Origin of the sequence: Arthrobacter sp. MSA 4-2, assembly GCF_016405885.1 — a bacterium.
In the GTDB taxonomy this organism is placed as follows: domain Bacteria; phylum Actinomycetota; class Actinomycetes; order Actinomycetales; family Micrococcaceae; genus Arthrobacter_D.
The window spans coordinates 273,860-286,471 of record NZ_JAEKGC010000003.1 but is presented as its reverse complement, the minus strand read 5'-3'; the positions used below and the strand labels follow the sequence as shown (position 1 = coordinate 286,471).

The window sequence follows — 12,612 nt, the reverse complement described above, 5'->3', positions numbered from 1 at the left end:
ACTTTATGACGTCCCTGATCCCACTAGACGCGCTGGCGCCAGTTGAGCCAGGAGGCGGCTTCCTGGGTGATATTCGCCGGGACGGTGTGGGGTCCGTCGAACTCGCGGTACACCACCTCGTATCCCTCCCGCTCGAGGGTGGGGACAACCCGACGGCTCGTCGATGAAATCGGCAGCACCGTATCGCCCGTGCCGTGCGAAATGAACATCGCCGGTTCGCCGCTGCGCGGGGCCGGCGGGATGACGCCGGGGGAGAAGGCGACGATGCGCCGGAACAGGTCGCCGTTGGCCAGGCCCAGCCCCAGGGCGTAGGAGGCGCCGTCGGAAAAGCCGCCGATCCCGACCATCGACGGGTCGATGGCGACCAGGTCGAAAACCTCTTCAAGGGACCGGTTGATCACATCGACGTCGGGCCCGTAGGTGTCTCGGATGGCGTCCCAGGTGGAGCCCCGGGAGGCGGGGGAGAGGATCACAATGTTGTACTGGTCCGCGATGCGGCGCAGCAGCGCCAGCCCGCCGGCGGCGTCGCCCCCCGCGCCGTGCAGGGCGAGAAGCAGCGGAGCGGGCCGGTCGGCCTGCAGGCCTTCGGGCACGTACACGAGTGGATCACGCCGTGGCTCAAGCCCCAGGGGGTGGACCCCCTTCATCGTCCGGTCGTGCTGCGCATCCGGGTCGGGCCGCGCTGAAAGCAGCGCCGGGTTTTCCTGATTCTGCACGCTTCCTCCCGGAGGTCCGCATCCAAAAACCGCTGTCAGCAGCGCACACTGGCCGGCCCCCAGAAGAAAATCGCGGCGCGTCACCACAGATGTCAGTTTAGGGGAGGTGCTCCCGATAGGGCAGGGCCGCGGGGAAAGGTTTCGGCAGGGAACCTGCCGGGAAAAAAGATCACCACCCCCGCCGGTGCGGCGGAGGTGGTGATCCGGGTGGGTGGAAGGCCCCGGGAGCGGGGCCTGCCTGCCGAGCTGGCCGCGGGGCGGCCGGTCGTTACTCCTTGACGGGGATGGACTGCGACTTCAGGGACTCGACGGTCGCTTCCTCGCCGGAGGCGAGGGCATCCATGAGGGTGCCGTCGCCGCCGATGGCCTTGCCGAACCCGTCCGAGACGTCGGTGTAGGTCTGGGTCATCGTCGGGCCCCAGGTGAAGTTGGGGTCGACGTTCGAGGAGGCCTCTGCAAACACGTCGTAGATCTTCTGTCCGCCGAAGTACTCAACGCCACCGCTGAAGGCCTCGAGGTCCGTGGCCGACTTCGCGGCGGGGTAGAGCCCGCCGAGTTCGTTCGCCAGGGCCAGGGCTTCGGGGTCGGTGTTGAGCCACAGGGCGAACTGCGCCGCCTCATACGGGTGCTCCGAGCCCTTCAGGACCGCGGTGGAGGATCCGCCCCAGTTGCCTGCGGCCGATCCGCCGTCTTCCCACTGCGGCATGGGCGCAACGGCCCACTTGCCCGAGGTGTCGGGGGCGCCGGTGGCCAGTGTCGAGGCACCCCACACCGCGGAGATCCAGGTCCACTGGTCACCCTCGTTGAAGGAAGCGTTCCACTCGTCCGAGAAGGAGGGCAGGGTCGAAACCTGGTCCTTCTCGAGCAGGCCCTGCCAGTAGTTGGCGACTTGCTCGGACTCCTCACCCGTGAGGTTCACATCCCAGCCCTCGTCGTCGTTGGAGAACCACTGACCGCCGGCCTGCCACACATTGCCGGCGAACCAGTTCACGTCACCGCGGGGGAAGTTGGTGATGTAGGAGCCCTGGGCCTTGATCTCCTCGGCTGCGGCGGCGTATTCCTCCCAGGTGGTGGGAACCTCGATGCCGGCCTGCTCGAAGAGGTCCTTGCGGTAGAACATGGCCATCGGGCCGCTGTCCTGGGGCACCGCGTAGACCGCGTCGTCCTCACCGAAGGTCACCTGGCCCCAGGTCCAGTCAACGAACTGGTCCTCGGCGTCGGAGACGTTCTCGCAGGCCGCGATGTTCTCGAGGCCGTCCTGGACGCGGAAGTTCGGCAGGGCGTCGTATTCGATCTGGCCGAGGTCCGGCGCATTGCCGGCCTGCAGCTGGTTGAAGAAGTTCTGGTAGGTGCCCGAGTTGCCGTTCGGCCCGGTCTGCACCTTGACCTGGATGTCGGGGTTTTCCTTGTTCCACAGGTCGACAACCTTGTCCATACCCGGAACCCAGGTGGTGAAGGTCAGGTCGACGGGGCCGGACGACGGCTCGCACGAGCTGCCGCCTTCACCGCCGGCTGTGGAGTCGCCGCCGCCGCCTGCGCAGCCGGCGAGGGTGAGCGCTGAGACCATGGCAAAGGCTGCGGTGGCTTTTCCGTAATGCGCGCGCATTTTCTTTTCCTATCGGTGGGGGGTGCCCCGCGGCGGTTGCCGCGGGGCAGGTTGGTGGAGGTGTTGGTGCTGGAAGCTACTTGACGCTTCCGGCACCGAGCCCGCTGCTCCAGAAGCGCTGAAGCGCAAGGAAGGCTGCAATGAGCGGGAGGATCGAGACGAGGGCTCCAACGATCACGAGGACCCTCAGTTCGGGAATCTGGCTGATCTGGCTGTTCCACGCGTAGAGGCCCAGGGTCACGGGGAACAGGGTCTGGTCGCGGAGCATGATCAGGGGCAGGAAGAAGTTGTTCCAGATCGCGACGAACTGGAACAGGAAGATCGTCACCAGGGCCGGCGCCATCAGGCGGGTGGACACGGTGAAGAACGTCCGGATCTCCCCGGAGCCGTCCAGCCGGGCGGCCTCAAGCAGTTCGCCGGGGACGCTGGCCGCCGCGTAGATGCGGGCGAGGTACACGCCGAACGGGCTGACCAGGCTCGGGAGGAACACGGCCCACAGGGTGTTGGTGAGCTTGACCTCGCTGAAGATCAGGAACAGCGGCAGGGCCAGGGCCGTGGCCGGCACCAGCACACCGCTGAGCACGATGTTGAAGATGGCCTCGCGGCCCTTGAACTCGTACTTGGCCAGGGCGTAGCCGCACATGGCGGCGATGATGGTGCCAAGGAGCGCGCCCAGACCGGCGTAGATCGCGCTGTTGAGCAGCCAGCGCCCGAACACGCCGTCGCTGTAGGTGAAGAGCCGGCCGATGTTACTGAAGAACGTCGGGATCGACTCCATGGTGAACCACAGCGGCGCCGTGCCGGTGATCTGGCCGCCGGTCTTGGTCGAGGAGACCAGCAGCCACCAGATGGGGGTGAGGAAGTACAGGGTGAAGACGCCCATGATGAGCATCGCCGCGGTGCGGGACATGATGCTGTGCCGGGGCCCGCGGGGGGTGTTTCCCCTGCGCATCGACTTTCGGGTTGAAACTGGGGCCGCTGCTGCTGCGCTCACTGGCTGACCTTCCGCTGGGTTGCCTTGAGGAAGACGAAGGAGAGGATAAACGTTGCCAGGGCCAGCACTACGGAGAACGCTGCGGCAAGGTGGTAGTTGGGAACCGACGCCGTGGTGTACACCGCGAGGTTCGGGGTGAAGGTGCTGCTGATGGCCGAGCTGAAGCTGCGAAGCGTCTGGGGTTCGGCGAGGAGCTGGAGCGTACCGATGATCGAGAACACCCCGGTGAGGATGATGGCCGGCACGACCAGGGGGATCTTGATGCGCCAGGCGATCTGGATGTTGCTGGCGCCGTCGAGCTTGGCCGCCTCATAGATTTCGGTGGGGATGGCCAGCAGCGAGGAGTAAATGATCAGCATGTTGTAGCCCACGTACACCCACGTCACGACGTTGGCGATGGCCCACAGCACGAGCTCCGCGGAGAGGACGTTGACCTCCGAGGTGATCAGCCCGAACGGAGAGAGCGTCGGCGAGTAGAGGAAACCCCACATGATCGCGGCGATGACACCGGGAACGGCGTAGGGGGCGAAGAACGCGAGGCGGAAGAACTTCTTGCCCTTCAGCAGCGGGGAGTCCAGCAGCAGGGCGAACAGCAGGGCCAGGCCGAGCATGATCGGAACCTGGACGACGCCGAAGAGGACCACCCGTCCCACGGACCGCCAGAACTCGGTGTTCTGGAACACCTGCTGGTACTGGACGAAACCGCCGAAGACCTCCTGCGGTGCCCCGAAGGTGCCCTCCCGCTCCACCGTCAGGAGCGACTGAACCACGGCGAAGACGATCGGGATGGCGTAGAACGCCAGGAACAGGACGGCGAACGGCGCGATGAAGAGGAGGACAGCGCGGCGCTGGGCCGCGAAGGTCTTGGTTCTCCGGGGTTTCTGCGCCCCCTTGGCCAGTGCCGGAGAAATGCTTGAACTAGTCACTTTCAACATCCTTTGAGCCTGTGGGGAGGCCATTGGTTGGGTGGGCGGGGGTGGAGGTGCGGACAACCCGGACGGCGCCTGCGGGGATCACGACGACGTCGGCGACTTCCTCACCGACAATCAGTTCCTGGCCCTGGATTGCGTGTTTGTGTTCTTCGTGCGAGTGGTTGATCAGGAAGACGTAACTCCGGTCCCCGCTGGAGCGGACGACCGTCTCCAGGCCCTCGGGGGAGGACGCGACGGTGATCCCGGCGTCGGCGGCGGCCTGGGTGAGGGTTTCGCGCAGCGCCGCCGCCTCGAGCGCGGTGGCGAGGTACCAGGCGGTGCCGGCGCCGTGCCGGTTGCGGGTGACGGCGGCGGTGCCGGCGAGGTGGCCGCCGGTGAAGGAGACCATTGCCTCGGCTCCTTCGAGGCGCAGTGCCTCGCTCCACAGCGACGCCGCGGAGCCGTTGTCCAGGGCCGGCGTGTCGCCGGGGGCCAGGGGACGGAATTCCTCGGTGCGGATACCGAGCAGTTCGCGGTACGCCCCGGGGTAGCCGCCGGTGCGGACCTTCTCGTTTTCGTCGACGATGCCGCTGAAGAAGGTCACGAGCGCGTGGCCGCCGCCGGCAACGTAGTCGGCCAGCGCCGCGGCGTCGCTGTCCCGCACCAGGTACAGGCCGGGCACGACGGCGAGCTTATAGGCGGAGAGGTCGGCACCCGGGGCGACGATGTCGACGGTGATGCCTGCCTCCCACAGGGCCTTGTAGGCGGCGTGGACCTGATCGAGGTAGGCAATATCCGAGGACGGGTGGGACTCCCGGTCGTAGGCCCACCAGGCTTCCCAGCTGAAGACCAGGGCGGCCTCGGCGGTCACGGTGCTGCCGCCGACCTCGGTGAGGCGTTCGAGGATTCCGCCCAGTTCGACGACTTCCTTCCAGACCCGCGAGTCGGTTCCGGCGTGGGGGAGCATCGCGGAGTGGAACTTCTCGCTGCCCTGGACGGAGGCGCGCCACTGGAAGAAGCACAGGCCGTCGGCCCCGCGGGCGAGGTGGGTGAGGGAGTTCCGGATCATTTCCCCGGGTGCCTTGGCGATGTTGCGCGGCTGCCAGTTCACGGCCGAGGTGGAGTGTTCCATCAGCAGCCAGGGCGAGCCCTGGGCGAGTCCGCGCGTGGCGTCGGCGGCGAAGGCCAGTTCCATGGTCGGTGCCTCGAGCCGGTGGTCGAGGTAGTGGTCGTTGGCGATGACGTCCATGTGCGGCGCCCAGGACCAGTAGTCCTGGGTGCGGATGTGGGCCGTGACCATGAAGTTGGTGGTGACCGGCACGGTGCTGTGCTGCCGCAGGATCTCCGCTTCGGCCGAGTAGTAGCCGAGCAGTTCATCGGAGCTGAAGCGGTGGAAGTCCAGGACCTGGGTGGGGTTGTACGCGGAGATGGTGGTGCGCGGAGGAAGGACCTGGTCCCACCCGGAGTAGCGCTGCGACCAGAAGGTGGTGCCCCAGACGGCGTTGAGCGCGTCGAGGCTCTCATAGCGGCTGCGGAGCCAGCCGCGGAACGCGGACGCGGAGACGTCGCAGTAGCACAGGGCGTTGTGGCAGCCGAGTTCGTTGGAGACGTGCCAGAGCCGGACGGCGGGGTGGGCGCCGTAGCGGCGGGAGACCTGCTCGACCAGGCGCAGGGCGTGCTCGCGGTAGACCGGGGAGCTTGGACACCAGGCCTGCCGTCCGCCGGGCCAGGCCCGGACTCCGTCGGCGGACTGGGGGAGGATCTCGGGGTGCAGGGTGGTCAGCCAGGCCGGAGTGGAGGAGGTGCCGGTGCCGAGGTTGACGCCGATTCCGTGCTCGTGGAGCAGGTCGAGGATTTCATCGAGGCGTTCGAAGGAGTAGTTCCCGGGCGAACTTTCAAGCTCGGCCCAGCCGAAGATGTTGATGGCCACGAGGTTCACGCCGGCCTGCTTCATCAGCTGGACGTCTTCCTGCCAGACCTCACGGCTCCACTGCTCGGGGTTGTAGTCGCAGCCATAGACGAGCTTTCCGTTTCCGGACAGCTCCGTGACTGGATATTTGTTCAGGTTCAACCCTGCTCCTTCGGCTTGCTCTGCACGTGCAAGACGAGGAGGGCCTCGTTGCCTTGAACGCTCTGTGAACGCTCCCAGAAACCGCGGAACCGAAGTCCTCTGCAATCTCTGGGAGCGTTCACAGCGTAGCAATGGCCCCGAAAGCTGTCAACGGCTGAGCTACCTCCGAGTAGTCGGAGGCTCGGCTACAGTACAGATATGTCCCTTACCCGAATGCGAGCACGGCGCGCCACGATCAACGACGTCGCCGACGCCGCGGGGCTGTCCCGGGGCACCGTCTCCCGGGTGGTCAACGGGGAGAAATACGTCTCGGCGGAGGCTCGGACGGCCGTCGAGGCGGCGATCGCCCAGGTGGGCTATGTGCGCAATACGGCGGCCCGGAACCTGGTCACCCAGGAGTCCAGGGCGATCGGCCTGATCATCCACGAGCCGCATTCGCTCCTGTTCGAGGACCCGAACATCGGCTCGATCCTGCTGGGGGCCAACGAGGCGCTCTCCAAGGCCGACTACCAGCTGGTGACCCTCATTATCGACTCCGACCGCGACAGCCACCGGGTCGCCGACCACCTGCGCGGGGGCCTGATCGACGGCGCCGTCATCGTGTCGGCCCGCGCCTCGGATCCCATCGCCGCCGCCGTCGCCGATATCGGGCTGCCGGCCGCCTTTGTCGGGCATCCCGACGGCACCCCCGACCTGCCGTACGCCGCGATTGACAACGTCGAGGCGGCACGCGCGATCACGAGCAGGCTGCTCGGCACCGGGCGCCGGCGCGTCGGCATGATCGCCAGCGCCCTTGACCGCGACTCGGGCCAGGACCGCCTGGCCGGATTCCGGGCCGCGATGGGGGAGCGGTACGACCCCCGTCTGGTCGTTGAGTACCCCCTCTACACCTACGCCGCCGGCTTCGAGGGCATGCAGAAGCTGCTCCGCCGCGACCCGTCGATCGACGGCGTGTTCGCCGCCTCCGATGCGGTGGCCGCCGGCGCCATGACCGCGCTGCAGGAGGCCGGACGGCGGGTGCCCGAGGACGTCGGCATCGTCGGCTTCGACGACAGCAGCTGGGCACTGCGGTGCCGGCCCCAGCTTTCCACCGTGCGCCAGCCGGCAGGGCTCCTCGGCACCACCGCGGCCGAACTGGTGCTCGCCCAGCTGATGGGCCTGCCCAGCTCGCCGCGCGTGCTCGAGACCGTCGTCATGTGGCGCGGTTCGGCCTGACCACCGGCCGCGCCTGACCACCGGCCGCGCCTGACCACCGGCCGCGCCTGACCACCGACCGCGCCTGACCACCGACCGCGCCTGACCACCGACCGCGCCCGCCCGCCGGGCTACACCCGACGCATCAGGACCCGGCGAACGGGAGCAGTTCCTGCAGCCCCTAGCCCTCGGTCCGCCTCAGCTCGATCAGGACCGACTGCTCCGGGAACAGCACCGGCGCTTCAAGGCCCACCGAGCCCAGCAGGCGCCCGCTGAGCGACAGAGGGGATCCCTCGGCCGCCGCCTCCACCCAGGCCAGGGCTGACTGCCCGTTCCCCGGAAGCTCGCGGTGGGGCGCAGCGAGCGAGATGCTGTAGGAGCCTTCCGGGTCGAGCCCGGGAAAGACGATCCGCCCCGGAGGGTAGCTGGCGCTGGAGGCGGTCAGCGAGTAGCCGAACAGGGCCGACGAGCCGTCGCGGGCGACGACGCCGCGCACGTCCATCGCCGGGTCCGGAAGGTCCGCGTAGACGGTGTGTCCGGTGTGGAGCACGTCCCGCCACGCCTTGTGAACCTCAATCCACTCCGCCAGTGCGGCGGTGTCCTCGGCGCTGAGGTCGGAAATGTCCCACTCCACACCGAAGTGGCCGAAGACGGCCGTGGCGGCGCGGAAGGACAGGCCGTGCGCGCGTCCGGTGGAGTGCGAGACGGGCCCGCCGACGTGCATGCCCATCAGCTCCGGCGGCACCAGGAGCCCCGTGTACTTCTGGTTCGGCAGGCGTTCGATGGGGTCGATGCAGTCACTCGTCCAGATGCGGTCGGTCCGAGCGAGGATGCCGAGGTCCACGCGGGCTCCGCCGGAGGCGCAGCTTTCGATCTCGAGGCCGGGGTGGCGCTGCTTCAGCTCATCGAGCAGGCGGTACAGCGCCAGGACGTTCTCGTGGATGACCGCGTGTCCGGTGCGGGCGTCGGCGCCGTCGAGCACCTCGCGGTTGTGGTCCCACTTGACGTAGGAAATGTCGTTTTCGGTGAGCACCGCGTCGATCGACTTCAGGATGTAGTCAAAGGCCTCGGGGTTGGCCAGGTTGAGCACCTGCTGCTGGCGTCCGGGCACGGGCAGGCGGCCCTCGGCCTGGATGATCCAGTCAGGGTGGCTGCGCGCCAGGTCCGAGTCGGGGTTGACCATCTCGGGTTCGAACCACAGCCCGAACTCCATCCCGCGCGACCGGACGTGGTCGATCAGCGGGGTCAGCCCCTCGGGCCAGACCGCGGGGTCCACGAACCAGTCACCGAGGCCGGCGGTGTCGTCCCGGCGGCCGGAGAACCAGCCGTCGTCCAGCACGAAACGCTCGATGCCGACGGCGGCGGCCTTGTCGGCGAGGTGGGTCAGGCGTTCGAGGTTGTGATCGAAGTAGACCGCCTCCCAGGTGTTCAGCGTGATCGGGCGCGGGCGCCGCGGGTGGCTGGCGCGGAGCCTCAGTTCCTGGTGGAAGCGGGCCGCGAGCTCGTTGAGTCCACGGCCCCAGGACCCGAGGGCCTCGGGCGCGTCGTACCGCTGCCCCGGTGCGAGCACGATCTCACCGGGGAGCAGCAGCTCCCCGGCTCCGAGGAAAGCCTCGCCGGTCGGCGTCTTCTCGACGAGCAGCTGGTGGTTCCCGCTCCAGGCGGTGTGGACGGCGTGGACCAGGCCGCGCTGGAACCCGAAGGCCGGTTCGCCCGCGCCCAGCAGCAGGGTCGCGTCGGCGCCGGGGCGGCCCTTCCTGCTCTCCCTGCGGTAGCTGCCCGCCGTGAGGGCGTGGCGCTGGGGGCTGCGCTCGCGCAGGTGCCGGCCCGTGGTGTCCAGGACCTCCTGTGCGCCGGCCGGAAGGGGGAAGGTGGCCAGCAGGGAGCGGACCTCGTAGGCGACGTCGGCAGTGTTGATGACGCCGAGGCGCTGGCGGAACAGGCCCGCTTCGGTGACCGTCAGTTCGGCTTCGAGGGTCAGGCCCGCGACGGCGTCGACGGCGGTGAGCCGTACATCGGAGGCCGTTGACCGCAGGTCGGTGGTGGTGAACGCCGCGGAGATGAAGGACCCGCCGCGGTGCCCGGTGAAGCCGGCGGTTCCCTGCCAGCCGAAGGACTCCTGCGGAACGAGGGTCAGGCGGGCCGGGATGTCGATCCCGCCCGAAACCCGCTGCGGCCGGAGGGCCGCTGCGAGGGCTGCTAGCTGGTCGTCGGCGATGTCCCCCAGGGCCTCGCCCCAGTAGAGAACCGCCGGGAGGCCGTTGGTGGTGGTGTCGAGCACAACGCTTGTGCCCGAACGCGAAAGGTGAAGAACGGGGGAGGACTGCATCCCTCATTTCTACTGCAAAACCGGGAACCGGCGTCAATCACCCGGGAGCGCCGGAGGGCTCCGGCGGGAGTCCCGCTAGGCCGGAAGGTCGGCCGGTGCCGGGTGATCCGGAAGGGTGACGGTGAAGCGGGTGCCCCGGCTGATTTCACTGCTGCAGGAGATCGTTCCGCCGTGGCCCTCGACGATGGCCTTGGTGATGGAGAGCCCGAGGCCCGTGCCGGGAACCCCTGATTCCCGGGCCGAGCGGGAGCGGAAGAACTTGTCGAAGACCCTCGCGGCGTCCGCCGGGGTCATTCCGGAGCCGGTGTCCTCGACCGACAGGACCACCTCGTCGCCGTCGGGCCGGGCCGTGATGGTGACCGTGCCGCCCTCCGGGGAGTACTTGATCGCGTTTGACAGGAGGTTGTCGATCGCCTGGGAGATCCGCTGCGGGTCGGTGTGCGCCCACAGCGGGGAGGGCACATCCACCCGGATGGTGATTCCCCCGGCGCGGGCCTGGGCGCTCAGCGAGCCGACGCTGGAATCCACAAGGCCCGCGATGTCGGTGCGGCGGGGGTGGACGCTCAGCGCGGCGGAGGCCGACAGCAGCAGGTCCGAGACGATCTCGAGCAGGCGCTCGGCATTGCTGTGGGCGATGTCCAGGTAGTAAGCGGTGCGCGGCGGCACCTCTTCGCCGGAGTCCTGCGCCAGTTCGAGGTTGCCGAGGATCGAGGTCAGCGGCGTCCGCAGCTCGTGGGAGACGTTGGCGATCAGGTCGTCCTTCGCGGCGATCGCCTCGACCAGGCCGGTGACATCGCTCGAGGCGATGACGGCGCCGCTGAAGTCGCCGGAGTCGCTCTTCATGGCCCGCGCCGCCGTGGAGAGGGCCCGCTGGTCGCTGCCCTGCCCGATCCAGATCAGGTAGTCCGCGAAGGACTCGCCGTCGACCGCCCGGCGCACCGGGCGCTTGGCCTCCGGCAGGACCGTCCGCTGGTCCTGGCCGAACAGTGCGAGCGCCGACTCGTCGGCGCCGGAGCTTCCGGAGGGCAGGGCGAGGCGGTGGAGGAGGTTCTGCTGGTGGTTGGTGAGGATCGTCTCCCCCTCCGCATTGACCGCCACGACGCCGACGTCGATGGTGTCCAGCACCGTGTGCAGGAGCCGCTCGCGCTCCTTGCTCGAGTTGAGCAGCTCGCGCAGGATGGCATCCTTCTTCATCAGCTGGCGCTGCTGCAGGGCCACATTGGCTGTCGCGAAGCGGACCGCGAGCGCGACCGAGAGCAGTGTCACGGGGAGGAAGACCGTGCCGCTCAGCTCGGCCGCGGTGACGTCCGGGAGCTTGGCCAGCAGCGGAAACCCCACGATCAGCAGGGGCCCGACGAAGCTCATGAGCACCGCCAGCCAGCCGAGGATGCCCGAGGCGGCCAGCCAGATGACCGGGAAAACGGCGAGCGCACCGAGGCCGGGAAGGATTTCCAGCCCGCTGTTGCGGGTCACGGCGATCGCCAGAATGTCACCGATAGGGATGATCAGGGGAGCGGCCTGGGGAAGGCGCTCCCAGGGGATCAGCCAGCAGGCCAGGAACAGTGCCGCGTGGACGGCGAGTCCGAGCTGGAACCAGGGAAGGCTGAGCAGCCCGGGCCAGACGCTGGGCGCGGCCAGCACGATGCCGACGATGATGACCGTCAGGGGCAGCTGGCACAGGCCGATCCGGACCCGCGGACCGAGCCGCCGGAAGTAGAGGTTTGTCTTTGTGGTCGGGGTCGACTCGACGGGCGGAGGCTCATACAGAAAGGCTGGAGGCGCGGGTTCCGTATGAAGAGAGGACATTTCTCTATTATTGCCCCCGTACGGGCAATAAGGTGCAGAAATTCGGTAAAGAAACTGCGGCAATCTTGCGTAACTTACTTAACACGAACTTCCCTTGTAGCCTGTAAAACAATCACGGGTCTCAAGGTGCGCGAGAGTGAATACGTTTCACACCTCCCGACCTCCGGCGTAAGGGAAAAATATGGGTGAGCAGGGGACTGCCGTCGTTATTGAAGACGACGAAGATGTGCGCAATCTCTTGAGCGCTGTCCTTCAGCAGTCGGGGTTCGAGGTTCACTCAGGGGCGACGGGGCGTGAGGGGGTCCTCGCGGTGCGCGGCAACAGCCCCACGGTGGTGACCCTCGACGTCGGCCTGCCCGATATCGACGGTTTTGAGGTGCTCCGCCGCATCCGGGCGTTCAGTGACTGCTACGTCATTATGCTGACCGCCCGCGCCGATGAACTGGACACCCTCATGGCCCTCCAGTCCGGCGCCGACGATTTCCTCACCAAGCCATTCCGGCCCCGCGAGCTGAGGGCCCGGGTCGCTGCCATGCTCCGGCGTCCGCGGGAGGCCGGAGGGCCGGCCGGCGCATCCCCCGAGGCGGGGACGGCTCCGCAGCAGCCGGTGCTGCGCCACAACGGCCTCGTGCTCCACCAGGAAACCCGCACGGCCAAACTGTTCGATGCCGAAATCAGTTTAACGCGGAGCGAGTTCGATTTACTTCACGACCTTATGCGCAGCGGCGGCTCGGTCCGCACTAAAGCCGATTTAGTCCGGGTGGTACGCGGCGAGCAGTACCGGGATGCGGCCTACGTTAGCGATGTGGACGAACGGGCTGTCGAAGTGCATATCGGGAATCTTCGAAAGAAACTCCGGGAGGACCCCCGCCAGCCCGCCTGGCTGGTGACCGTCCGGGGCGTGGGCTACCGGCTGGCCCCGGAGCGGGTCCAGAACTAGAAGTCCCCGGATTCCGGGATTTTCGGAACCGGGGCCGTCGGTCGA

The 12,612-nt window shown here is 67.9% G+C and carries 9 protein-coding genes; 2 read left to right on the top strand and 7 right to left on the bottom strand.

Annotation, left to right across the window (positions count from 1 at the left end; all coding sequences use genetic code 11):
• Positions 1-23: 23 nt before the first annotated feature.
• The 5 genes from I6N91_RS17350 to I6N91_RS04900 form a co-directional block, all read right to left on the bottom strand.
• Positions 24-716 (bottom strand): alpha/beta hydrolase, encoded by a 693-nt coding sequence (locus tag I6N91_RS17350; protein WP_198811158.1) that lies wholly within the window; start codon positions 714-716, stop codon positions 24-26.
• Between the two features lie 268 nt (positions 717-984).
• Positions 985-2,322 carry an ABC transporter substrate-binding protein gene (locus I6N91_RS04915; RefSeq protein WP_198811156.1) on the bottom strand — a complete coding sequence of 446 codons (1,338 nt, stop codon included), beginning with the start codon at positions 2,320-2,322 and terminating at the stop codon, positions 985-987.
• Positions 2,323-2,398: 76 nt separating this feature from the next.
• The gene (locus I6N91_RS04910) at positions 2,399-3,232 is read right to left on the bottom strand and encodes a carbohydrate ABC transporter permease (RefSeq protein WP_198811310.1); all 834 of its coding nucleotides are present in this window, start codon (positions 3,230-3,232) and stop codon (positions 2,399-2,401) included.
• An 80-nt stretch (positions 3,233-3,312) separates the two neighbouring features.
• Positions 3,313-4,251 carry a carbohydrate ABC transporter permease gene (locus I6N91_RS04905; RefSeq protein WP_133403618.1) on the bottom strand — a complete coding sequence of 313 codons (939 nt, stop codon included), beginning with the start codon at positions 4,249-4,251 and terminating at the stop codon, positions 3,313-3,315.
• On the bottom strand, positions 4,235-6,298 hold the full coding sequence (locus I6N91_RS04900; RefSeq protein ID WP_198811154.1) for a beta-galactosidase: 2,064 nt from the start codon (positions 6,296-6,298) through the stop codon (positions 4,235-4,237). The genes I6N91_RS04905 and I6N91_RS04900 overlap by 17 nt, the downstream gene beginning before the upstream one ends.
• A 198-nt stretch (positions 6,299-6,496) precedes the next feature.
• Between I6N91_RS04900 and I6N91_RS04895 the strand changes: the two genes are divergently transcribed.
• Positions 6,497-7,513 (top strand): LacI family DNA-binding transcriptional regulator, encoded by a 1,017-nt coding sequence (locus tag I6N91_RS04895; RefSeq protein WP_198811152.1) that lies wholly within the window; start codon positions 6,497-6,499, stop codon positions 7,511-7,513.
• A gap of 160 nt (positions 7,514-7,673) precedes the next feature.
• On the opposite strand, the gene I6N91_RS04890 is transcribed toward I6N91_RS04895, so the two are convergent.
• Complete coding sequence (locus I6N91_RS04890) at positions 7,674-9,821, bottom strand: alpha-galactosidase (RefSeq protein WP_198811150.1); 2,148 nt, start codon at positions 9,819-9,821, stop codon at positions 7,674-7,676.
• Between the two features lie 75 nt (positions 9,822-9,896).
• On the bottom strand, positions 9,897-11,627 hold the full coding sequence (locus I6N91_RS04885) for a sensor histidine kinase (protein WP_198811148.1): 1,731 nt from the start codon (positions 11,625-11,627) through the stop codon (positions 9,897-9,899).
• A 181-nt stretch (positions 11,628-11,808) separates the two neighbouring features.
• Between I6N91_RS04885 and I6N91_RS04880 the strand changes: the two genes are divergently transcribed.
• Positions 11,809-12,567, top strand: a complete 759-nt coding sequence (locus I6N91_RS04880; RefSeq protein ID WP_198811146.1) for a response regulator transcription factor — start codon at positions 11,809-11,811, stop codon at positions 12,565-12,567.
• Positions 12,568-12,612: the final 45 nt, after the last annotated feature.

Bases quoted from the DNA above. Each gene is read 5' to 3' on its own strand.
- I6N91_RS04915 (WP_198811156.1), bottom strand. From the start codon at position 2,322: ATGCGCGCGCATTACGGAAAAGCCACCGCAGCCTTTGCCATGGTCTCA.
- I6N91_RS04910 (WP_198811310.1), bottom strand. From the start codon at position 3,232: ATGTCCCGCACCGCGGCGATGCTCATCATGGGCGTCTTCACCCTGTAC.
- I6N91_RS04905 (WP_133403618.1), bottom strand. From the start codon at position 4,251: ATGTTGAAAGTGACTAGTTCAAGCATTTCTCCGGCACTGGCCAAGGGG.
- I6N91_RS04895 (WP_198811152.1), top strand. From the start codon at position 6,497: ATGTCCCTTACCCGAATGCGAGCACGGCGCGCCACGATCAACGACGTC.
- I6N91_RS04890 (WP_198811150.1), bottom strand. From the start codon at position 9,821: ATGCAGTCCTCCCCCGTTCTTCACCTTTCGCGTTCGGGCACAAGCGTT.
- I6N91_RS04885 (WP_198811148.1), bottom strand. From the start codon at position 11,627: ATGTCCTCTCTTCATACGGAACCCGCGCCTCCAGCCTTTCTGTATGAG.
- I6N91_RS04880 (WP_198811146.1), top strand. From the start codon at position 11,809: ATGGGTGAGCAGGGGACTGCCGTCGTTATTGAAGACGACGAAGATGTG.